Origin of the sequence: Epilithonimonas mollis (assembly GCF_900142325.1) — a bacterium.
In the GTDB taxonomy this organism is placed as follows: Bacteria; Bacteroidota; Bacteroidia; order Flavobacteriales; family Weeksellaceae; genus Epilithonimonas; species Epilithonimonas mollis.
On the sequence record NZ_FRAM01000002.1, the window covers coordinates 816747 to 842278 of the forward strand.

At 40.0% G+C, this 25532-nt stretch carries 8 protein-coding genes; 6 read left to right on the forward strand and 2 right to left on the reverse strand.

The window, feature by feature from the left end; all coding sequences use genetic code 11:
• Positions 1–2: 2 nt before the first annotated feature.
• A complete protein-coding gene (locus BUA97_RS11365) occupies positions 3–1514 on the reverse strand; it encodes a helix-turn-helix domain-containing protein (RefSeq protein ID WP_072998079.1) in 1512 nt (503 codons plus the stop codon).
• Between the two features lie 88 nt (positions 1515–1602).
• On the opposite strand from BUA97_RS11365, the gene aceB reads away from it, so the two are divergent.
• Positions 1603–3177: a malate synthase A gene (aceB, locus tag BUA97_RS11370; protein WP_072998081.1), complete on the forward strand. Its 1575-nt coding sequence runs from the start codon at positions 1603–1605 to the stop codon at positions 3175–3177.
• Positions 3178–3284: 107 nt separating this feature from the next.
• Positions 3285–4565 (forward strand): isocitrate lyase, encoded by a 1281-nt coding sequence (gene aceA / locus BUA97_RS11375; RefSeq protein ID WP_072998083.1) that lies wholly within the window; start codon positions 3285–3287, stop codon positions 4563–4565.
• Positions 4566–4664: 99 nt separating this feature from the next.
• On the opposite strand, the gene glgP is transcribed toward aceA, so the two are convergent.
• Positions 4665–6317 (reverse strand): alpha-glucan family phosphorylase, encoded by a 1653-nt coding sequence (glgP, locus tag BUA97_RS11380; RefSeq protein WP_072998084.1) that lies wholly within the window; start codon positions 6315–6317, stop codon positions 4665–4667.
• A 200-nt stretch (positions 6318–6517) separates the two neighbouring features.
• Here glgP and BUA97_RS11385 point away from each other — a divergent pair, with 200 nt between their 5' ends.
• The 4 genes from BUA97_RS11385 to BUA97_RS11400 all read left to right on the forward strand — a co-directional run bounded on the left by BUA97_RS11385 (position 6518) and on the right by BUA97_RS11400 (position 25347).
• Positions 6518–7297: a hypothetical protein gene (locus tag BUA97_RS11385; protein WP_072998086.1), complete on the forward strand. Its 780-nt coding sequence runs from the start codon at positions 6518–6520 to the stop codon at positions 7295–7297.
• Positions 7298–7563: 266 nt separating this feature from the next.
• On the forward strand, positions 7564–13011 hold the full coding sequence (locus BUA97_RS11390; protein ID WP_072998087.1) for a lamin tail domain-containing protein: 5448 nt from the start codon (positions 7564–7566) through the stop codon (positions 13009–13011).
• A 478-nt stretch (positions 13012–13489) separates the two neighbouring features.
• On the forward strand, positions 13490–19792 hold the full coding sequence (locus BUA97_RS11395; RefSeq protein ID WP_072998089.1) for a GEVED domain-containing protein: 6303 nt from the start codon (positions 13490–13492) through the stop codon (positions 19790–19792).
• Between the two features lie 245 nt (positions 19793–20037).
• Positions 20038–25347, forward strand: coding sequence for a YDG domain-containing protein (locus tag BUA97_RS11400; RefSeq protein ID WP_072998091.1), 5310 nt, complete (start codon positions 20038–20040; stop codon positions 25345–25347).
• Positions 25348–25532 lie beyond the last annotated feature (185 nt).

The window sequence follows — 25532 nt, forward strand, 5'->3', positions numbered from 1 at the left end:
CTCTAAATTAATGATTTTCTGATTCTCTCAATCGATTTTTTCATATCAAGATTGAATTGTTCTTTTTCCAGCCTGACCGGAGGTGCTTGTCTTGCTTCACAATTCTGAATACTGCAGCTTTCACAGGTTACACCCACTTCAATAGTCTTCAGGGATGCTGATTTTGCAAAATTAATCTTCCGGAAGGTTTGATTGTTGAGCAGGATTCCCAGGCAATAACTTCTGTTACTGCCATCAGAAAAAGGATTTTTTTGAGAAGTGGAAATCACGAGATAACTCACGCCTTGGTCTTTATAATGGGAGATCTGTGCAGCAGTCAGTGTTTCATTTTCCCTCAGAAGATGCAGGTTTTTGACCGCAATCCAGCGTCTGCAATAATGTTCGTTGGTAGCGTTGGAATGTGGCGCCTGTTGATGGTTGAGATGCAACTCCTTCAAAATGTTGATCTTATCGGAATTGTCTTTTTTTACAAAACAGAGGTAGAAAAGATCCTTTATTCCGAATTCCGAAGACAGGATATTTGTCAATCTGTAATAGAATGTTTCAGGAGAATCTGTAAAATGCTGAATTAATGCTTCAAAGTCAAGATGATCCCATTCTTTTCGACAAAAAAAATCCGAAGTTTTATCAATCAGTTCTTTTTTTGAAATCAATAAACAGCCGGCAAAGTAGGAAGCATAAAAATTGTTGAGAATCTCTTCAAAACTGCCAAAATCCAGCCAGGAATAAGTGTTGGGTCTTGGGCTAAGTTTCAGGACATTGAAGCCGATTTCTTTTGCCAGGATAAAAGTTTTTTGACTGGTATCCAGTCGCTTGTTCAGTAAAAGCAGTTTTTTTTCAGGGATGTATAATGAACGAAGCTTGTTTAGAGCAGAATCATTCGAAAAATCTTCTGATCTTATTTCATACCCGAAGTTTACATTTAATAGTGTCTCTAAAACGTCGGTTTTGAGATCTTTATTTAATTTTAGTTGATTTTCATAAGCAAAATGGATTGCTTTTTCTTCAATGTCAGGGAAATAATTGTCGTACAATTCCTGGAATGAGCGCATCACTGCGAAGTAAAAACGTTCTTTTCCCAGATTATAATTCTGGGAGATTTCTATTAATGCATTGATAAAAGCGGTGACTTTTTTCGGAGCATCGCTGATGATGCTGATGAGGTTATTCTTATTGATCCCGAATAAATCAAGAGGAATCTCTTTGAAAAAGTCCGACTGCAAAACACCATTAATAGGAATCAGGCTTTTGTCCAGTTTTGTAGAAACCAAATCATCAAATGTACAGCTCAGTGCATCCGAAAGTTGCACAATTTTATCATGCTTCGGGTACTTTTTTCCGTTTTCAATTTCATTGAGATAAGATTTAGAAAGGCCTGTTTTTGTTGCAAGCTCTTGCAGAGACCAGTTTTTTTTCTGTCTCTGTCGTTTCAGTTTTAAACCGAAAACCACGCGTATATAGTCACTTTCCACAATCATAGAATCAAAGATAGATATTAAAGCGATTATCCGCATAATAAAATTTAATAAAAATTAGCGAACGTTCGCTAATTGTGAAAATCTTTTTTATATATTTGTCGAACCAAATCACAAAAAGTTTAATATGAAGACAGTGAGCCGACTAAAGATTGCTTCTGATGACAAGTTTCAGATTATATTCAATGATGATTTGATTGAATTTTTAATAAAGCTTCATAAAAATTTCAATCATCAAAGAATAGAATTATTAGAGGAAAGAAAAAAAACACAACTGAAATTTGATTCAGGTGAATTGCCGGCTTTTCCGTCTGAAACAATCCATACCAGGAATGGAGAATGGTCCTGTTCAGATATTCCACCAGATCTTTTAGATAGGAGAGTGGAGATCACCGGCCCGGTTGACAGAAAAATGATTGTCAATGCGCTGAATTCCGGTGCTAGCACTTTTATGGCGGATTTTGAGGATAGCAATTCCCCGACCTGGGAAAACTGTATTCAGGGACAGATTAATCTGACTGATGCTATTAATAGAAAGATCGATTTCGTCAATAAACAAGGCAAATCTTACCAACTGAACGATAATATTGCTACCTTGATTGTTCGACCCAGAGGGTTGCATTTATCGGAAAAAAATATTGAAGTCGAGGGTGAAAACGCATCTGGTTCTCTGGTGGATTTTGGGATTTACTTTTTCCGAAATGCAAAAACTTTGATAAAAAATGGAAGCGGGCCTTATTTTTATCTCCCAAAATTGGAACATTACAAAGAAGCGCGCTGGTGGAATGATGTTTTCGTTTTTGCTCAGAATTATCTGGAAATTCCGCAGGGAACAATCAAAGCGACAGTTCTGGTTGAAACAATTACAGCTTCCTTTCAATTAGATGAAATTCTTTTTGAACTGAAAAATCACAGTTCCGGGCTGAACTGCGGACGCTGGGATTATATCTTTTCTTACATCAAAAAATTCAGGAATCAGCCACAGTTTTTAGTTCCCGACAGAGATCAGGTAACGATGACTTCGCCGTTTATGAATGCTTATTCCAAAAGGGTAATCGAAATTTGCCATAAAAGAAACGTTCATGCAATGGGAGGAATGGCGGCCCAGATTCCGGTGAAAGATAATGATGAAGCAAACGAAATCGCCTTTGAAAAAGTGAGAAATGATAAGGAACGGGAAGTCAGAAATGGTCATGACGGAACCTGGGTGGCACATCCGGCTTTGGTTTCTGTAGCAAAAGAAATCTTTGATCAGTATATGCCGGAGAAAAATCAGATTGATAAACAATTTGACTACAAAATAAAAGAATCAGAACTGTTGGAAGCTCCAAACGGGACAATTACCGAAAATGGTGTCAGAAAAAATATCAATGTCGGAATTCTGTATATAGAATCCTGGTTAATGGGAGTTGGAGCAGCAGCACTTTACAATTTGATGGAAGATGCGGCAACGGCAGAAATATCAAGGACTCAGGTTTGGCAATGGCTGAAAAATGATGCCATCTTAGATGATAAGAGAATGCTTACCAGAGAATTGGTTTTACAATGGGAAAAAGAAGAGCTTTCCAAAATCAAAAACTATGTAGGAGAAGAGCGGTATAACAGAGGGAAATTCAATCTGGCGAAAGAGCTTTTCAACGAATTGATTTTTTGCGAACAGTTTGAAGAATTCCTGACCATAAAAGCGTATCCGTTTATTTAAGAAATAAAAATAAATAACAATGATGAAAGACTAAACATCCAATAATTAAATATTGAGTCTGGAATCTTATATCTAAAAATAAAATCACACCAAATCACAAAATATTTATGAAAACAAAACAAGAAAAAGTCCAGGATCTGGAAAAAGACTGGCTGACAAATCCACGTTGGATCGGCGTAATAAGACCTTACACAGCAGAAGATGTACTGAAACTGAGGGGTTCTTACAAACTGGACTACACGATTGCCAATGAAATGTCCCGGAAACTATGGCACAAACTCAATAATCAGGATTGGGTTGCCGGGCTGGGCGCTTTGACAGGAAATCAGGCTGTGCAGGAAGTGGATGCAGGACTGGAAGCAATTTATCTGTCAGGCTGGCAAGTGGCTGCTGATGCAAATCTTTCCGGAGAGATGTATCCTGATCAGTCGCTTTATCCGGCGAATTCGGTTCCGTCTGTGGTTAAGAAAATTAATAATGCATTGCTGAGAGCAGATCAGATCCAATCGGTAAACGGAGGCGGAGAAAAAGAATATCTGGTCCCGATTGTTGCTGATGCGGAAGCTGGCTTTGGCGGAAACCTGAATGCTTTTGAACTGATGAAACAAATGATTGAGGCGGGGGCAGCGGGTGTTCATTTCGAAGATCAATTGTCTTCTGCCAAAAAATGCGGACATCTCGGCGGAAAAGTTCTGGTTCCGACTCAGGAAGCCATCAACAAACTGATTGCTGCAAGATTGGCTGCTGATGTTTGCGGCGTTCCGTCTGTAATTGTTGCAAGAACTGATGCAGATGCCGCCGATTTATTAACTTCTGATATCGATGATAGGGATAAAAAATTCGTGACAGGAGAGAGAACTTCGGAAGGTTTCTATGTTGTAAATAATGGTGTTCAACAAGGCATTGACAGAGGTTTGTCTTATGCGCCTTATGCTGATCTGATCTGGATGGAGACATCAAATCCTGATCTGGAATACGCAAGACAATTTGCTGAGGGAATTCATGCTAAATTTCCGAATAAAATGCTGGCCTATAACTGTTCGCCGTCTTTCAACTGGGCTGCAAAACTCACGATTGAAGAAATGGAAAACTTCCGGGAAGAACTTGCGAAAATGGGATACAAATTCCAATTTATTACTTTGGCAGGTTTCCATGCTTTGAATACGGCAATGTTCGAACTGGCCTTGGCTTATAAAGAAAAGGGAATGGCCGGTTATTCCGAATTGCAGGAAAGAGAATTTGCGCTTCAGGCAAAAGGTTTCCGCGCAGTGAAACATCAGAGCTTTGTCGGCACAGGTTATTTTGACGAAATCCAGAATGTTGTTACCAACGGGAAATCTGCAACGGTTGCCATGAAGGATTCTACGGAAGCAGCACAATTTCATTAAGCTCATTAATCCATATTATAATTGTTGAATTTTGAAATTAAATCAACAAAAAACCCTGATTTTTTTGAGATCAGGGTTTTGAATTTTTTAAATGAAAAATTAATACAAAATTTTATAGTATTCATCGGCCATTCTATCACTGTTGAATTGATATTTCACATCATCCATTGCAGTTTGTACAATCTTTCTCCATTGATTTGGATTTTCGTAATAGGTTGGGATAATCTGGTTTTCCAGAACATCATACAGATTATTGAGGTCAAACTGATCTTGCTCAACTTGTGACCAATGGTTATAATCTGCTTGTGGAACTACAAAAGAATTTTCTCCATTTTTTGCAAATTCAGGGATCCAGCCGTCGTCAGTGGAAAGGTTGACGGAGCCGTTCATGGAAGCAGTCATTCCGCTTGTTCCGGAAGCTTCTCTCGGGACTCTTGGGTTGTTCAGCCAGATGTCAGATCCTTGTTTCAGAGATTTGCTTAATGATAATTCGTAACCTGTGAGAACCGCCATGTTCTTATGATTTTTACTTTCCTCAACCAGGTTATTGAACGTAGAAATTGCACCGTAATCCATCGGATAAGGCTTGCCCGCCCAGATAATCTGAACCGGATATTTGCTGTTTTCCAGCATTTTTCTGAAGCGTTCCTTGTCTGCTAAAAGAAGGTCTGCTCTTTTGTAACCAGCAAAACGTCTTGCCCAGACAATCGTCAGTACATTGGGGTCGAAGATTTTACCTGTCTGATCTGCAACGATCTTGAAAGTTCTTTTCTTAAGATGTTTTTTGCGGTAATCGAAAAGTGCATCATCACTTTCGTCTTTGGAATCGTATAATGGTTTGTCCGCCCAATATTTGAATTCCTGAGCGTTTGTAATAGATTTGATTTCACAGATTCCCGGATATTTGCTCCACATCTCTCTGGACACAACACCATGGAGCTGGGAAACGCCGTTAGAAATCCTGGACATTCTCAAAGCACAAAGCGAATGATTGAATCTTTCATCCTCAACACCCTCGATTTTTTTAACTTCATCAATCGTAAGACCGCAGAAGTAGGACATGTCATGGCAGAGATGAATATTGTGTCTTTCGTTTCCTGCTTCTTCCGGCGTGTGTGTGGTGAAAACCAGTTTTTCTTTAACTTTGGAAATATCGCCGCCATATTTTCTCAAAAGATAGAATGCTGCAGGCAAACCGTGCGCCTCGTTAAGGTGATAGATGTCCCTTTCGAAGTTCATCTCATCCAGTAGCTTTGCTCCTCCTTTTCCAAGAAGGATGTACTGTGCCAGTTTTGTAGACTCGTTGGCGTCGTATAACCTGTGAGAGATCGTTTTTGAAAGGTGGTCGTTTTCCGGAACATCTGTACTAAGGAAAAACATCGGGCAGGTCTTGAAAGTTTCAGGATTCAGATACCAGACTTTGACCCAGACCGGAGCATTGTGGATTTCGATCTGGAATTTGATACCCGTATCTTCCAGGAAGCTGTACATTTTTTTTGTCCAGATCGGATTAAGGGTTTGGTCTGCATTCCGGCTCTGGTCATAGTAGCCGTACTTCCACAAGATCCCGATTCCTACGAAGTCCTGTTTTAAGTTATAAGCACTTCTCATGTGTGATCCCGCAAGAAAGCCGAGTCCGCCGCTGTATATCTTGAGTGCCTGATCTATAGCAAATTCCATAGAGAAATAGGCAGTTCTTTTGGCGTAATTCGGATTGATGCTGTACGGCATCTTAAAGTTTTTGAAATCCATAGTTTGTATATATGTTTTTAAGGTCGTCTATAAGCTTGCAAATATAATAATTAGTTGCGAAAGGCCAGATGTCGGATGTCAGGTGGTTGTCAGTCATTGAAAAACAATTGTTAGGAGTTTTGTTAAATTTTATTCATATAAGTATTTTGTAATCAATTATTTATTAAATTAGATCAGGTTTAATTTCTAATAAAAATGACATGATTTTTTGTGAAGACCTTCTGAAGAATCTGGAAATCTGTGTTGTTTCCAAAGGTGGCCAGTCAGATAATCTGATAAAATGGTATGACTCTATCGGCAATGCCAACCTGCATGAACGCGAAGAATATCAGAAAAAAACCGAACTCCTGCTGCTCAATACGCTGTTCCAGCATTATCCCGAAATGGAAATCGAAAACCTGACCGGCGAGAGCCCTGATTTTATTATCAATTACAAAGGAAAGCGGATTGGTGTGGAAGTTTCGGAGATTATTAATCACTTTGAGCTTAAGAAAAAGGAAAGCTATATCAATCATATCTTTCGTACTGTGGAAAATCTGCTGTCGGAATATAAAAGTCTCTACGGCATCTACCATCTCAGCATAGATTATTTTCAGGACGAGTTTTACCTGCAGCCGGAACAGCTGATCCAACAGATATCGTCTGCCCTGACCAATAACAAAAAAACAAAATTCGTGAAGCATATCAGAAGAACGCCCCATAGAAAGGGCGTTCTTTTGTTTTTAGAATATCAGCTTTCTCTGTTTGACGAGCTGCATTCTGATAAGATTCTGGAAGTTATAGAAAAGAAAAACACAAAATATCACCTGTATAATAACAAAGCGAAAGAATGCTGGCTGGTATTGGTTTCCAATATGCACAATATCGCTTCCAGATATAGCTATATCCATCAGAAAGAGGAATTAAAAAAAGTAAAAAGCCCTTTTACAAAGATCCTCCATCTGGAAAATCTCTACAGTCAGATGATGGTGATCAAATGATTTTCAACAAACCTAAAAAATCAGCCTAACTTTCAGGGGAAAGTACGTCTGCTGTTTTTAGAATATCCCGGTTTTGATTTTAATTGAACATTAATTGTCTGTGAAGTATTATGATAATCCGTAGTAGTTATATCATGGTTTTCAGGAATGTTAATTGATTTTAAATCAATTATAAAGCAATGATTATCTTTGTGTTAAGCTTTTATTTTAACAGTTTTCAGCCTGTGTCATAAGTTATATTTGTTTGCTTATGAAAACAAAATATTATGAAAACAAATTTATACTCAAGGAAGCGATGTTTCTTTAAAAGCTCTTTAAAATTCTTTTCATTTTTCTTTTTATTATTATCAGGTCTTCATGTATCCGGACAGAAGTTGATCATCTCCCAGGTTTATGAGGGTGCAAGTAATGATAAATGGATAGAAATAACTAATGTCGGAACTAGCACTATCGATATGGCTGCAGGCGGTTATAAGCTTGGAATATGGAGTGTAGGGGGAGATACCGGAAATGGGGCAATAAGCGGTGCGCCGTCATCTTCCATCGTTTTGTCAGGGACATTAGCCGCCGGTGCCAGTTACCTTATGAGGAACAGCAGCGCCAGTACTACTGTACCTCATAATCCTATGCCTACTGCTAATTCTTTTAATACTTCTGTTGCGGCATTTAATGGTAATGATGCTGTAGCAATTTTTACAGGGACTAGCACAATTGTGGACGCTTTTGGCGTAGGGATCAATAATAAGGATATCTCATATCACAGAAATGCTAATATTCTGTCATCGAATGCCGCTTTTACCACATCAGAATGGACAACCAGAACTTTGGCTCAGATAGCATCGGCTACCAATACAGCTACTGAATATATTGGCAAGCATATATATGGTGCTGTCAATTATACCCTTACTTATAGTGGTAATGGCTATACATCCGGAACATTGCCGGCAGCGGTAAGTAATCCTTCAGGAACCAGTATCACATTGCCAAGTACTACGATTATCAGAACCGGATATATTTTTTCCGGTTGGAACGCCAGTGCTGCCGGTAACGGTTTGAACTATAGTGCGGGTGCAAGCTATTCTATGCCGGCAGCAGCTACAACATTGTATGCAAGATGGGCTTATAGTATTACTTATAACGGTAATGATAATACAGGAGGATCTGCTCCCACAGCTCAGACAGGATATAATAGTCTGGCTACAACATTAAGTGGGGCTGGTACACTCACAAGAACTGGATATACATTCGGCGGATGGAAAACTACCTCGGTCGGGACAACAGCAAATTATGCTGCAGGAGTTTCCTATACGCATTCAGGTTCTAATGCTTCGGTAACCCTTTATGCCCATTGGATACCGGATACGCCAATATTTCATGTTTCTCCGGCTTCTTTGTCAGGTTTCAGTTATGTTGAAAGTAATGGCTCTTCCGCTGTAAAATCATTTATACTTAGCGGCAGTAATCTTGAAAATACAGACACCGATCCTGTGGAACTTATAACAGTGGATGATAAATTTGAAATTGCTGAAAACACAACAGGATACTGGGGTCATACTATAGAACTTTCTTCTGCTTACACTGGTGCCGAGAAAACCATTTATGTACGTTTAAAAGCAGGTCTGGTTGCTAATGCAAATTATACAGACACAATCCTGATAACCGGAGGAGGGACAATGGAACCGGCTTTCGCCGAGGTTAATCTTTCGGGTTCGGTTTCAGCTTGTCTAGCACCCACATCGCAATCATCAGTATCGTCATTTGCATCCGTTACATCATCGGTAATGACAGTGAACTTAGCTTTGGGAAATGGCGTTGGGAGAATAGTTAAGGTTAATACAACCAATAGCTTTACAGACCCGCTTAGCTCTGATGTTTTACCTGCCGCAGATGCGGTTTACACAGGAAGCGGAGAACAGGTGGTTTATGCCGGTACAGGCAATAGTGTATCGGTGAGTGGTCTGTCAGCATCCACAATTTATCATTACAGAGTTTATGAATATAATGTGTGTTCCGGAAATTACATATACGGTACAGGAACCGTTACCAATAATCCGCGCAGCCAGATTACTGCTTGTGATTTGCCTGCAACTCCGAACGGTGAAGTGACACCATCGGAAAATCCAGCTTGCGGTTCCACAACGCTTATGTATGAACATGGTACCAATCAGCCGCAGGCAGGCATTACTTATTATTGGCAGACTGCTACTAATGGTACTTCTACGGCTTTTCCTGTAACTTCCCCTTATACAGCAACTGCATCCGGCAATTATTATGTACGGGCTTATAACGGATTTTGCTGGAGTAATGGTTCTTATGTAACCCAAAAACCTATAGCAATTATTACCTCGGCAAGTATCAGCACGCAGCCGGCAAATCAAAGTGGTTTGGCAGGGGATAGTGTGAGCTTCACGGTTGCAGCTTCCGGATCTGCACCATTTAGTTACCAATGGCAGGAAAGCCTTATAGGCGAAGAGGGTTCATGGGTTAATATAGGGTCGAGCAGCAATACACTTATGCTCAATAATGTGTCATTGTCAAAAAGCGGATATAAATACCGTGTGATTGTAAGCAATGATTGTGGAAGTAAAACATCTGATTCGGCAACGCTTACTGTTACTCAGGGATCGTGTATGGCGGAAACATTTACTAATATAACTACAAGTGCGTCATCGTATGCAGACAGAACCTGGACTGGAGACAATGGCGATGTCTGGGAAGCAACAAGAGCAAGAACAGATAGAACATTGAATGGCAAAGCAATTACCACAAATGGTTCCGGATCTATAACTTCTCCCGCACATGCCGGAGGGATGGGAACACTGAAATTTAATTATGTCCGCGATTTCTCAGGAACTTCTTCCAGAACAATTGAAGTCTGGGTAAATGGCGTCAAAATAGGCAGCGATATTACGGTTTCTCCATCTTCTGATGTGATTGTTCAATATTCTCAGGAAATTAATATAGGTGGCGAAGTATCTCTGGAATTACGAACCTCAGGTTCGCAGATTAAAATAGATGATATTGAATGGACTTGTTATACACCAGTCTGTACACCCGCAACAATTACAGCCTTTCCCACAAGTGGCCCTGCCAATACAATTGTAACCATCATGGGAACGAATTTCGACTCCGGCTCAACAGTAAAATTCGGAACTGTGACAGCCGTTGCGGAATATATAAGCCCAACGAGATTAAAAGCAATTGTGCCTGAAGCTGCGAATGGTAATATCAGTGTAGATACTGCACTTGTCTGTGATTCCCAAACCCCTTTTACTGTGATCAGGGGTGAAACAGCCGGATGTGAATCTATTCCTGCAGGTACGGGAAGTGCAGGTGCTTCTGATATTTTCATTTACGAAGTGTATGATGAGAATGGCGGCAATGGCGGTATAGTTACACTATATAACAGAACAGGAGCAACGGTAGATCTTGCCGGATATTCAATTCAAAAAGCAAATGATTATGGTGGTAGTTATACATCTTATGCCAACCTTAGCGGAACTATTGAGCCGGGAGCGGTTGCTGTGATTGGTGTCAGTGCATCAAAATGTGGCTATACATCAACTGGAAACGGAGGTTTCGGAGCAGCAGGATTTGGATCTAATGATGGAATCAGAATTATGAAAGGAGGTGTAATTATTGATGATTTCAAAGCCCCTAACTATGCAGGCTATTATTTAAAAAGAAAGAACGGATTCCTGTCTCCGAGAGCAATTTTCCTTGATAATGAATGGACGATACAGAATATTTCCCAAAATGAATGCCTTGCAGATACGGTTGCGAAAGTTCCTGTAATAAAAAATCCGCCGGTAGTTACTGCACAGCCTTCTTATTCTGTTTCCTGTGATTTGGTGGATGCTTCTTTGATTCTTACTGCAACAGAAGGTTATGAAGGAGGAAATGCTTTAGCGTATCAATGGTATGTTTTGACTACTTCAGGCGGTTGGAATGCTGTTGCTGATGGCGGTATATATTCCGGAGCGACGACCCGGACATTGAAGATTATAAATATTAATGGTCTTAATAATTATCAATATTACTGTCAGGTAAGAGAAAATACTCAGACTTGCTATTCGGCCACTGATGCCACTCAGATCAAGGAAGCTTCCAATACCTGGACAAGCAATGTCTGGACGAATGGCACACCAGTTCCGGGAAGTAAGGTAATCATCTCAGGAAGTTATAATACTGAGAATAATGGTGCGCTTGATGTTTGTGATCTGACAATCAGTGCCGGAGGGAGTATCCGGATAAAACCGAATTTTCCGGTGACCGTTAAAAAGAAAATCACCAACAATAGCAGTGCTACAAACTTTATTGTAGAGAATGACGCTAATCTTATCCAGGCTGATAATGTTACGAATGAAGGTTTGATTCAGGTTCAGCGACAGGTAACAGACATGAACAATGTTGCTTCACAGATGGATTACGTTTACTGGAGTTCGCCTGTTATCGGCCAAAGCATCAAAGGAACAACCGGTTTCTCGCCAAACACTCCGGCGAATGGCTTTTTGCAATACAATGAATCTAATGATAAGTTTACTGTAACTGCTGACACCGAATTCCTGGCTGGGAAAGGCTATGCGATCCGTGCAGAAAACGGAGCGAACGGCTATTCAAAAACATACAGCTTCAGCGGAATCCCGAATAATGGAAATATCCAATACCAAAACCTGAAATGGACAAATTCCGATCATGGCTATAATCTTGTAGGAAATCCTTATCCGTCAAATATCGATTTTGATTTATTACATGCACAAAATTCGGACAAGATATTTTCCACCGTTTGGTTCTGGACGAATAATAATTACACCGCCGGACAGGTAGGATCCGGGTATAACGGGAACAATTATGCAGTCTATAACGGAACAGGCGGTTCGCCGGCGACTTATAATCCGGAGAATCCTTATGACGGTTCGGCCATTCCGGACGGGAAGATCAAAGTGGGGCAGGCCTTTATTATTCAGGCAAAGCAAATGGGAAAAGATCAGCCGTTTAATTTTAGCAATGCTGTTCGGGTGACGGATGACGGTCACTTTTATCAAAAATCGGTAAAGAATAGATTCTGGCTTAAAATGACGTCACCTTCCAACGTTGTGAACACGATCCTTATTGGTTATGTTAATGGTGCTACAGATGATTACGAGCCAGATTTTGACAGCGAGTTATTTGCTGTGGGTTCAGATTCCTTTTATTCTTTGCTGAATTCAAAAAAATTGGCAATTCAGGGTAAGTCCGGTCATTTCTCGGCAGATGATGTAATAGTTATTGGAAATGTGTTTTCTGTTGACGGAATGTACACAGTGAAACTTGAGAATGCTGAAGGCATATTTGGAGCAGGACAGAAAATTTACCTCAGAGATAAGCTGATTAATAAATATTTTGATCTGAGTAATTACCAAAGCTACAGCTTCACAGCAAGTAAGGGAACTGACCATAACCGTTTTGAAATAGTCTACAAAGAAGGAACACTGGCTGTAAATCATGACGAAAATTCTGATTTTCAGATTTACAGAAGTATGGACGGCTTTGTAATCCATTCTTCCAAAATCCTTGGAAATATAGAATTGTATGACGCTGGCGGAAGGCTTGTCCGCAGATTATATTCCAGAGAGAAAAAGATGATTATTGATGATCGTGATTTGCCACACGGCGTCTATGTAATTAAGGCAGAAAATTCTATGGATTTAAAAATCAGGAAAATTATTAAATAATTCTAAAAATTACCATGGAAAACCACCTCGGAAAGAGGTGGTTTTGTTTATTAATGTGAATTAATTTTTACCAATAATATTTAATTATTTAAATTAATAATTCTGTTATAATCATTTATTTTTATATAATTCGTTTTAATAAATATCTAATTTAATATTTAAGTAAATTACATATTTCCCTTGCTTATTTATAGTGATTACATGTGTTCTGAAATGATGATAAAAAGATACCTTGTCAAAAGCTCGGTCTTTAGCGGTATTTTGTAAAGTTCATCAAACAATCAATAAAAATGTTTCCGAAGGTTGACTTTATCATTAAAACAAAGTGAAAATAATAGTGCAATTAACAAATGGAACTTATAAGTTAAAATTACATTTTTAGAAAATAATTGAAAGGCGGAAAGTGTTAAAATTTCATCAATTTATTTTCATATTTCAAATTAAGACTATATTTGTTATAAATAAAACATAAAACCAGATGAAAAATTATTTATTCTTCAGACAGAAGTTTGAGGGCTTTTTCGTCCTAACAACTTTTCTATTTTCTTTCTTTATATTGATTGGTTTCCAAGGATTGGCGCAAGTGACTTTGCCTCATTTAGATGCTGTTAATTACACGGCTGGGCAGTCATTACAAACACAAACCAACTGGACTGTTCTAAATACTGGAGATGATATATTGATCACAAGTGGTAATTTGTCTTACTCTGGCCTTGCAGCTTCATCCGGAAATAAATTTGCTTTTGACGGGGCAGGGATTGATGCAGCAAAACTGTTTACACAGCAAACATCAGGTACAGTGTACTATTCATTTCTTTTAAATGTTTCTAATTTAGGCTCATTGAATACTAGTGGAAGCTATTTTACCGGTTTAAACGAGGGAACAGGTACAAGTTTTGGGGCTACCGTCTGGACCAGGAAAAACGGAACAGGTTATGATATCGGACTTAATCCGAGAACAACTGCGGCTAATACAGTCTGGACATTTGCGCAAACAGTAGCCAATACTTTATTAGTTGTTGTATCTTATCAGCTGGTTTCCGGATCGGGCAATGATGTTGTTAAACTCTGGGTAAATCCGGCACCGGGAAGTGTGGAACCTGTTGCAACTTTGTCTGCAACCAACACAGGAACTGATCTGGCTAACCTGAATAGAATTTTTGTACGTCAGGATGCGGCAAATACGACACCATTTATAGAAATGGATGAGATGAGAATAGGAACATCCTGGGCATCGGTTACACCTGCAGCAACGGTTTGTTCATCCCCAAGTAATCAGGCTTCAGCATTTTCAAGCTCAGCAATAGCACAGACATCAGCAACTGTAGAATGGGAAAGAGGGAACGGAACAGGTGGTGTTTTGGTATTAGCTAGAGCCGGAGGAGCTGTGAATGCCGATCCTGTAAATGGAACAGGCTATACTCCAGATTCTGCTTTTGGTTCCGGAACACAGATAGGAACGGGAAATTATGTGGTTTATGACGGAACCGGCACTTCTGTTAATGTATCAGCGCTTGCTGCCGGTACTGTTTATCATTTTGCAGTTTATGAATATAATGCTGTAGATAATTGTTACAATCTTAGTAAGCTGACAGGACATTTAGCCACTGTATCACCTCCTGTTTTATCAGCTTCAGGAACGCTTAATGAAATCTCACTGGACGGCGCAACAATTGCGTTGACACTTACAAACGATTCTTTTGCGGATACCGTACTTAGTAATTCTAATTTTATATTAAATAATCAGCCTGCTGGCGTAAGTATTCAGCCTGTGGCCTATAATTCGCCGACATCAGCAACGATTACTTTGGCTTATGATAATACCGATTTTGATACCGATGTGGCTAATTTTAGCATTACACTCAATGGCAGCGAGCTGACTTCTGCTTCCAGTCTGACATCAAATAATCTGACTATAACTGCAGTTGCAGAAACATTTTCTGTTGGTAACACCTTGCCGTTTGGGAATGTTTGCAGCGGCAGCTCGAAGGAACTTAGCTTCACAATTACCGGAACCAATCTTAAGCCTGGAACAATCATATTGAGCGCAGTCCCGGGATATAGCTATTCGGAAACATCTGGAGGTACATCCATTACAAGCTTTTCTCAATCCGGTGGTAATTTGAGCAAAGTTATTTATGTGACACTTAGTCCTGTGGCAGCCAATCAGGTTTATAATGGAAATATCGCTGTTTCCGGAGCAGGTGCAGTTGCGGTGAATAAAACTGTCTCTGGTAATTCGACCGTTACTGCATCTTTCGTCCACACGAATACGGCTAACAGTATAGGAACAGGCGGCGCAAACTTTCGTGCAAACAATACTATTTATGGAACATGTCCTAACACCTCTTCCAACGGTTTTGTATATAGCCTGGCATCAGGAAATGCCACCCCTACAATTGCTAATGGCGGAACAGACGTCTCAGTCGTATTAAACACTTCTAATACTACTTTTGCTCAGTCGGTTAGCGGATTGGCAGAAGGTACAACCTATGCGTACCAGGCTTACTTATTTGATGGTATTACATATACTTACGGTGGCGTCCAGACATTCACAACAACTATTTCTGCGCCGGCAAATGTAACAAATGCCAAGGCCTGCCTTACGGATGAAGGCGGAACGATTAGCTGGACCGCGCCAAGTGTGCTTCCGACAGGATATATGGTTTTTGCTGTACCTGCTGCTACTTACGGAACAGGTTCACCCACTACAAGCAATGGAGATTATGCTGTGGCAAATAGCGATTTCAGTCTGGCACAAGCTTATGGAAGTTTAGGTAAATTGCTTTATAAAGGCAGTTCTACTTCTGTAAATATTACAGGACTGGCTGAAAATACGGTTTATTCATTCAGGGTTATATCATATCGTGAAGGAGGCAGTATCAGATCTTTTTCAAATGGAACCACTTCAGGAAGCTTGGCAGAAAATTATTTAGCTCAGGACGACGTGAAAACTTTTGCCGGAGCACCTTTTAACAATCAGGTGACCCTTAACTGGACCTATAATCAAGCTGTTTCTTGTTTTGATGAGGTAATGATTGTGGCTAATCAGGGTGCGGTCAGCTTTACACCGGCAGGTGACGGTTCAGGATATACAGCGAACTCAGTATATTCAGGCGGTAATCAGGTTGTTTATAAGGGAACTGCGACTTCCAGGGCTATTACAGGTCTTACAAATGGATTGGAATATTGTTTTAAAATCTGGGTAAGAAAAGGAACCGTGTGGAGTGATGGAACGGGTGTCTGTGTAACGCCGGATATATCTTATTGTTCTTCTTCCGGGGCTTCCAACAATTCCGGAATATTAAAGGTAGAATTCAATACAATAAACCAGACTTCAACATCTACTGCGGGCTATACAAATAATACAGCAATTTCTACTTCTGTTGTTTTGGGTAATTCTTATAACCTGAATGTAATGGTAGATACCAACGGGAATTATACATCGTATGTCAAAGCCTGGATCGACTGGAATAAGAATGGGACATTTGAAACCAGTGAAGCTTATGAATTGGGAACCGTAACCAATAGCACCAGCGGAACACCTTCATCAGCACCTTATACCATCATGGTTCCGAATAATGCGACAATCGGAAATGTCAGAATGCGTATCGCTGCCAATACCGATAATACGATCAATAATTACTCTACACCTTGTCAGGCGTTCACATACGGAGAAGTGGAAGATTATACGATAATGGTTACTCAGGCTGCTAATGCAGAGATAAACATCAAAGGGAATAATATCAATATTCCTAATAATTTTGATGAGCCTTACGGTCTCAATAATACATTGTTTGCATCAACCAATTTAGGTTCGGACTCAGGTGAGAAAGAATTTGTAATAGAAAACTTAGGTTTATCAGATCTTATCCTTAATGGAACACCAATTGTGAAAATCGAAGGGCTCCATCTGTCGGATTTTATTGTTACACAACAAGCTGTATCGCCTGTTGTTAATGGAGTTGTCTCATCATTTAAGATTAAATTTCATCCGACACTTTCCGGATTAAGGGAAGCTAATGTAAGTATTGCCAGCAATGATTCTGATGAGAATCCTTATGTGTTTAAAATTCAGGGAACAGGAACGTGCACTCCGCCATCCATCACTACATTTCCTTTAAGCGGACCTGCAGACACGAAAGTGACATTTTTCTCATCTGTCAATGATCTTACCGGAGCATCCGTCAGCTATAACGGTGTTAGTTTGTCCTTTGATTTAATCTCATCGGGAAAAATAGAAACCCATATTCCAGCAGGCGCAGGTGATGCCAACTTTGTCATTACATTAGCAAATGGCTGTACTTTTACTCAGGCGTTTGATGTAATAGACAACCTGCTTACGGACTGCGAAAGTTCCGGAAGCGCCAGCTCGGGAAGTCCGGCTTCTGATCTGATAATTTATGAAATCTATGATGAGAGCGGCGGCTCGGGCGGTATTGTTACACTTTACAACAGGACAGCTTCTACCGTTAATCTGAATGCTTACTCTATACAGAGAGCAGGAGATTATGGCGGAACTTATACCACATATGCTAATCTGTCTGGAACTATTGCGTCGGGTGCTGTTGCGGTGATAGGCGTGAGCTCTTCCCTTTGCGGATATGCGCCGACCGGCAATGGCAGCTTCGGTTCTACAGGCTTTAATGCCAATGATGGATTCCGGTTGATGAAAGGTTCTGCAATTGTAGATGATGTTCATGCGCCAAATACAGTAGGCTATTATATCAGGAGAAAGAATGATTTTCTCTCTCCTAGAACTGTTTTTGATACTAATGAATGGACCTCACAAATATTATCGACCGGGCAATGTCTATCGTCAAGTGAAGTAGCCCAACAACCGGTTGTGAAAAACCCGCCCGTTGTGACGCTCCAGCCCTCATACTTCCCGAATTGTGATACAGATGGTGCAGTATTAAATATTACTGCATCCGAAGGTTTTGCAGGAGGTAACGGATTGACTTACCAATGGTACGTTTTGGGAAGTTCCGGAACCTGGTCAGCAGTTACGGATAATAGCATCTATTCCGGGGCAACATCACAGACATTAACAATCAGCGATATTACCGGGCTTAATAACTACCAGTATTATTGTCAGGCAAGAGAAAATGCAGCAACATGTTTTACGGCTACTAAAGCTGTATCGGTGAAAGAAGCAACCAGTACCTGGGCAGATAATGCCTGGTCAAACGGAACTCCTGTTCTGTCTAGTAGAGTGGTTATTTCCGGAAGTTATAATACCCAGGTTAACGGAGCTCTGGATGTCTGTGAACTAACCGTAAGCCCATCCGGAACAATTCTGGTAAAGCCGAATAATCCGGTAAAGGTCAAGAAAAAAATTAAAAATCAAAACCCTGCAGCCAATAGTTTTGTAGTGGAAAGTGATGCAAATGTGATCCAGACAGATGATGTTATAAACGAAGGAAGTATAAAAGTACAAAGACAAGTGTCCAACATGAATAACGTCAGCGGACATATCGATTACGTATATTGGAGTTCGCCGGTCAGCGGACAGCCTATCAAAGGTACAAACGGATTCTCGCCGGATACACCGGCCAATGGCTATCTGCAATACAATGAATCTAATGATAAGTTTACAGTAACAGCGGATGCCACGTTCCAGACCGGGAAAGGGTATGCGATCCGTGCAGAAAATGTTTTACCGGATGGTTATTCGAAGATATATGGCTTTACGGGGATTCCGAATAACGGTAACCTCCAGTATCTGAGTCTGCAAAAGTCTGCCGGAACAGACAAAGGTTACAACCTTGTCGGAAATCCATATCCTTCCAACATAAGCTTTGACCTTCTTTATTCGCTGAATAGCTCAAAGATCTATAACACAGCCTGGTTCTGGACCAATATCGATTATACCTCCACACAGATGGGAGCAGGATATACAGGGAATAACTATGCTGTATATAACGGCTCAGGAGGCGTTCCTCCGATGTATGACTGGGCAGATTATGATCCGGAAAATCCGAGCGGTATCACACCAAACGGCACTGTGAAAGTAGGCCAGGCTTTTATTGTGAAAGCAAAAGCTGCGGGAGCTTTGGATTTTAATAACGGAATCAGAACTGCGGATAACGGAACCTTTTATCAGAAGGGAGCAGTGAAAGACCGATTCTGGCTCACCATGAGATCGCCGAAAAATATGATTAACACTATTCTTATTGGCTATATATCTGGAGCGACCAATGATTATGAAACGGATTTTGACGGCGAATTGTTTGTGGTGGGATCGGATTCTTTCTATTCTGTTTTGGGAGCAAAGAGACTGGCGATCCAAGGCAAAACACCTGATTTTACGGCTGAGGATATTGTTCCGCTGGGCAATGTTTTTGCTGAAAATGGAACTTACACAATAGGGCTGCAGACGCCGGAAGGAATTTTTGAAGGTTCACAAAATATTTACTTAAGAGACAAAATGTTGAATAAATATATCAATCTGAATATGGAAAAGAGCTATACCTTCACGGCAGTAAAAGGGACAGATATCAGCCGTTTCGAGATTGTTTACAAAGACGGAACAGTTCTAGGCAGCGGAGCTCATGTCAATTCAGATTTTCAGATTTATAAAGATGGGCATCATCAGGTTATTAAGTCGTCTGAAAAATTAGGCAAAGTGGATGTGTTCGACGCTTCCGGAAAACTGATCAAAAGCCTTTTTGTAAAAGGAACAGAGCTGAGGCTGAACACAATTGGTTTAACCAATGGCATTTACATCCTGAAGGCAGAAAATTCCGGGGATGCGAAAATGAAAAAATTTATAAAATAATAATAAGCTTTTATATTTTAACGCGCCTGCTTTTGTAAAAGCAGGCGCGTTTTTTATGACTTAATTACCCATTTAATTTAAATAAGATAGATGGTATATCTGGCTTTATTTTTTTAAATAGTGTATGCCTAAAAATTATTCTGATTGTTAAATTATTAATGATTTATTAAAAATAAAAAATATTTCTTTCATGATATATAAGAATAAACTAATTTTGTGCACAATATCTATTATAATACATTGTTATGAAAATAAAATTACTAACTGATAATATTCTTGTAAGGCAAATAGCAGGTTTATTGCAGTTTAAGAAAAGCATTCTTATGCCTTTGGTGTTCCTGCTGGTATATGGGAATGTTAGGGGTCAGACTAACCCCGCTGCTCAAACGTTACCTTATACGCAAAATTTTGGTACAGCAGCTTTTTCTGCTGCTCCTACTGGAATGGCGGTTTGGGGTATAGCAAGTGTACCAACAACAACAGCACTTGCTGAAAGTTCCACGGCTAATAGTAATCAGACGATAAGTTCCACGGCACCGGCTAGTGGTGGAAGTGGAGGAGCATACGGTCATGTTGTTTCTACTAATGCAAGATTAACAATACTTCAATCAGGTAGTGCTTCAGGGCAACCTGTAGTTGCAATTAATACAACAGGGGCAACATCTGTTAATATTGCTTATGATTTGGTTTTAACAATTGCTAATGCAAGAGATGTGGGTGTTGTATTACAATATCGCAATGGTACTAGTGGTGCATTCACAACCATATCAGGTAGTGCAGTCACTTATAATTCTGGTACATCCAATGGAGGTGATGCTGATGGACCTTCGGATTTTGATAGTTATTCTTTCAGTCTTCCCGCAGCTGCACTTGGTCAGTCTGTAGTTCAAATACGTTGGGCTACATGGCGTGGTAGCCAGAGTGGAAGTAGTTCAGGGATTGGATTAGATAATATAAATATAACAAAAACCACATCACCAACGCTTAATGCTGCTACTCTTGGGTCAGCTATAACGTCAACATATGGTAGTGCATCTGCAACAGGGATCAATACATCTGCAGCTGGAACAAGTTTGTCAGGCAATATTACGGTTACCCCAAATGCAGGTTTTGAGGTTTCATCTACTAATGCTACAACGGGTTTTTCCTCTTCAGCTATTTCAGTTGCTAGCGGAACTAATAATATATGGGTGCGCTTTGCTAATAATAAAGCAGCAGGAACATACAACGGCGTTGTTGCTGCAGTACTTTCCGGAGGAGGAGCTGCTTCAAATGCTAATATTACAACTTCTGCTTCTGGTAATGTTGTAAGTAAGGCAACGCCTGCTATTTCTGGTACTGGTTCCGCAACTAATATAACACTTGGACAAACATTAGCTTCTTCAACCATCAGCGGTTTTAATGCCAGTGTGCCGGGAACTTTTGCTTTTACAACGCCAAGCACCACTCCTGCAAATGCAGGTACGGCAAGCTATGGCGTAACTTTTACACCTACAGATACTGCTAGCTATAATAACGCTACAACAAATGTAAATGTTACTACACTACCAGCTACTCCGACAGTTACAGCTACCGGAACTACGACGTATACATACAATGGTTCTCCACAAGGTCCTGCATCTGCAACCAATACAGGAAACGGATCAAGCTATACCTATAGCTATTCAGGAACTGAAAACGGTGGTGCAACTTATGCAGCAACGGCTACCAGACCGACCAACGCAGGTTCTTATGAAGTGATTGCAACTGTTGCGGCAACTTCAAACTACAACACAGCCAGCTCTGCGCCTTTAGCATTTACAATCAACAAAGCCAACTCCACTGTTACAGTGACAGGAGATAGCTTTTATGCATTTGATGGCAATCCGCAAGGACCGGTAACTTATGACCACACAGGTTCTGCCGGTGCTGTAACATTCCATTATACAGGAATCAACGGAACGGATTATCCTGAAAACACAACCAGACCAACTGCGGTAGGAAGCTACAAGGCAGTGGCAACTCTGGCTGCTAATAACAATTATAACGATGCTGTTTCTGCTGATTTCAACTATCAGATTACATCTGTTGCGGTACCGGAAATTACCAGCCCGCTGACATGGTCAACAACATATGGCGTTGCAGCAACACCTTATACCGTTGTCGCATCGAACAATCCTACATCTTTTGGTGTTTCGGGGTTGCCGGCAGGTTTAAACTACAGTTCTTTAACAAACGAAATTACCGGTACGCCAACCGCTGCGCCTGGTGATTATAACGTAAGTCTTACTGCTACTAATGAAGGTGGAACAAGTGATCCGGTTACTTTGGTGGTTTCAGTAGACAAGAAAACGGTTACAGTTTCTGATGCTTCCGTAGCCAATAAAGTTTACAACGGTAACAATACGGCTACTTTGACAGGAACAGCTGACGGATTTGTCTCTGGTGATGATGTGTCTCTTGTTCTTTCAGCTCACTTTGATGACACGAGCGGGAACGTGGGACAGGCTAAGCCAGTTACATCGACAAGTACATTGACTGGAACTAAAGCTGCTTATTATAACCTGATACAGCCAACAGGTTTGAGCGCAGATATCACCAAAGCCACTCCTACAGTTACAGCTACCGGAACCACGACATATACCTATAACGGATTAGTACAAGGGCCGGCTTCTGCTACTGTATCTCCATCTGCAGCCGGAACAGCGACATATTCTTATTCCGGAACAGAAAGTGAAGGAGCGGTATATGGTCCAAGTTCTACAAGACCTGTAAATGCCGGGACTTATTATATGGTAGCTACAGTTGAGGAAAGTGCCAACTATAATGCTGCGAGTTCTTCGGATTATGCATTTACGATTGCTAAGGCTAATCAAGCATTGACAGGATTCGGAAGCAACATTACAAAACTATCTACGGATGCGCCTTTCAACTTGCCTGCTGCGGTTACTACAACCGGCGGACAAGCTATAACTTATGCCATTACTGATATGCCAAATGCTGGTGTAGCGACTGTTTCAGGCAATACGGTTACCATCACAGGGATCGGAACTACAGGTATCACTGCCCATGCAGATGCAACTCCAAACTATAATGCTTACGATGCAAGTGTTGATCTTACCATAAACTGGAACAATGCGATAACACCTACGGCTTTTGCTGCTACAAATATTTTAAGTTCCGGATTTTTTGCTAACTGGAATTCATTACTGGGTGCAACAGGATATGAAATAGATGTCTATACTAAAATAATAGGAAACGATGTAACTGCTGATTACGGATTTGAGGGTAGTACATCAGTACCTTCAGGATGGACCAATAGTAATAGTGGAAGCTATGTTCAAAATAACAGTACTAATGCTAATACTGGAACTTACTATGCGGGATTTAATGTTGCAAATGGCTATATAAGAACTGCATTAATTAATAATCCTAAATCCATCAGTTTTTATTATAGGTATAGTGGTTCGGGTGCAAACAATACTGTTAAAGTACAATATTCCTCAGACGGAACAAACTGGACTGATGTTAATTCGTATGTTGCAACAGGCTCTGGAGCGACAACAAGTTATATTTCTACCGGCGAACTTTCTTTGAATTTGACAGGTAGCTACTATATCCAATGGGTTATGACGGCAAGAAATGGAGGTAGCTTTTATTTCGATGATGTTTCTATTACTGCAGGAGGAAGTACAACTAATACACCAATTGCTGGATCTCCATTTACAATATCATCTGAAAATCCACAACCAGTAAATTATTCCCACTCCATAATTAATTTAGATAGAGATACCGATTATTATTATGTAGTAAGGGCTGTTAATGAGAATAATAAAACAGATAATTCTAATGAAATAGCAGTTAAAACTACAAATACGGTAGTCTGGGATGGCTCTAACTGGAGTAACTCCGGAGTGGGTCCTGATGAAACGCTTGATGCAGAGATCACCGGGAACTATTCAATAGCGTCAGGGTTTGAAGCTAAGAATCTTACCATCAGTGATACCGGTTTACTGACCATCCAGCCAAATCAAGGGGTTACGATCAATGGTGATATCACGATGCCGGATGACAAAATTATCATAGAAAGTGATGGTAGTCTTGTACAAACAAAACTTACCAATGGCAACAGCGATAATAAAGCTATTGCAAAAAGAACTGTGACCATGAGAACTGCAGATTTTACATTCTGGAGCTCGCCATTAGCAGGTCAGGCTTTATTGAATACGACAAACGGAAATGCTGACAACAGCACAGGAGGTTTCTCAGAAGGTACTCCGAACAGCAGAACTTACCATTATAATGAACCGGATGATACGTTCCGTGCTACATCTGATACGAGTTTCGTACCTGGTAAAGGTTATGCGATCCGTGGTAAGTCTACTTACGGTGCAGACTTGTCACCGGATGAACTTGGATTCAGAGGGAATCTTAACAATGGAAATATTTCTATCCAAGTTAAAAAATCTAAGAATACAACGAAAAACGGGGAAACTTATGAACATGGTTATAACATGATCGGTAACCCGTATCCTTCCCATATAGATTTTATTGATTTCTACAATCTGGATAAAGGAGATGGAGAGAAAAACAGCGATGTAATCTTTGGTAAAGCATGGTTCTGGAGTAATATTACTGTGGCACCTTCTCAACAGGGCGGATCATCTTATAATGCCAATAACTATGCAATATTGTCATTAGCAGGTAGCAGCCCGGCAACAGGGATAGATACAGGAGAAACTTCTGGAAATCCAATGCCAAATGAATTCATTAAAGTTGGCCAAGGTTTCATAGTTCAGGTGAGAGTAGCGCCACCGACTAATAATACGCCGATACTTAAGACTTTGAAATTTGATAACAGTATCAGAACAAATGATAATACAGGTCATTTTTATAATAGCAAATCCAACAGCACGATCGATCGTTATTGGGTAAAACTGACTTCACCGAACAGTGTGGTGAATACAATTCTTGTGGCTCACATGAATGCAGCGACTGATGCTTATGATGCGGATTATGATGCAGAGTTGTTATCTGTTGGAGATGATTCTTTCTACTCAAAACTGAATGCACAAAAACTGCAGATCCAGGCAAGAAAGAGATTCCAGAGTAATGAGGATGTTATTTCCGTAGGTACGAAATATGCCGTTAACGGGACTTATAAAATATCACTTGGTCAAAAAGAAGGTGTCTTCAGTGGAAGTCAGAATGTTTATTTAAAAGATAATCTTCTTAATAAAACAGTTAATCTTTCAGAAGGTGACTATGCTTTCCAGGCTGTAAAAGGAACAGATGATACACGTTTCGAAATCGTATACAAAGATTCCGGAGTTTTGGGAGCTGATACGGTTAAAAAATCTGATTTTACTGTTTATAAAGACGGAAACAGCTACGTTATTATTTCTTCTAAGAAACTAGGCAGAGTAGATGTTTATGATGCAGCCGGAAGATTATTGAAGACTTTCAAAACCAATGATTCTTATCTTAGAATAGATGGATCTGGTTTATCTAATGGTGTTTATGTTATTAAGGCAGAAAACTCAGGAGATATTAAAACAAAGAAGATAATTAAATAGGATTATATTTAAATATTTCTCAAAAGACGCCGATTATGGCGTCTTTTTTTGTTTTCATAAATTTATATATTTGAATTTGGTATAATTAATATAATTCTTTAATTTGTTGTATAATCAAAAATAATTTAAATTATTACATGTTATGTTTAAAAAATAATTAATTTAGCAAACTGATTTTTGTTGTT

Excerpts from the sequence above, each read along its gene's own strand:
- aceA (WP_072998083.1), top strand. The coding sequence starts at position 3,285 with ATGAAAACAAAACAAGAAAAAGTCCAGGATCTGGAAAAAGACTGGCTG.
- aceB (WP_072998081.1), top strand. The coding sequence starts at position 1,603 with ATGAAGACAGTGAGCCGACTAAAGATTGCTTCTGATGACAAGTTTCAG.
- glgP (WP_072998084.1), bottom strand. The coding sequence starts at position 6,317 with ATGGATTTCAAAAACTTTAAGATGCCGTACAGCATCAATCCGAATTAC.
- BUA97_RS11400 (WP_072998091.1), top strand. The coding sequence starts at position 20,038 with ATGAAAATAAAATTACTAACTGATAATATTCTTGTAAGGCAAATAGCA.
- BUA97_RS11395 (WP_072998089.1), top strand. The coding sequence starts at position 13,490 with ATGAAAAATTATTTATTCTTCAGACAGAAGTTTGAGGGCTTTTTCGTC.
- BUA97_RS11365 (WP_072998079.1), bottom strand. The coding sequence starts at position 1,514 with ATGCGGATAATCGCTTTAATATCTATCTTTGATTCTATGATTGTGGAA.
- BUA97_RS11390 (WP_072998087.1), top strand. The coding sequence starts at position 7,564 with ATGAAAACAAATTTATACTCAAGGAAGCGATGTTTCTTTAAAAGCTCT.
- BUA97_RS11385 (WP_072998086.1), top strand. The coding sequence starts at position 6,518 with ATGATTTTTTGTGAAGACCTTCTGAAGAATCTGGAAATCTGTGTTGTT.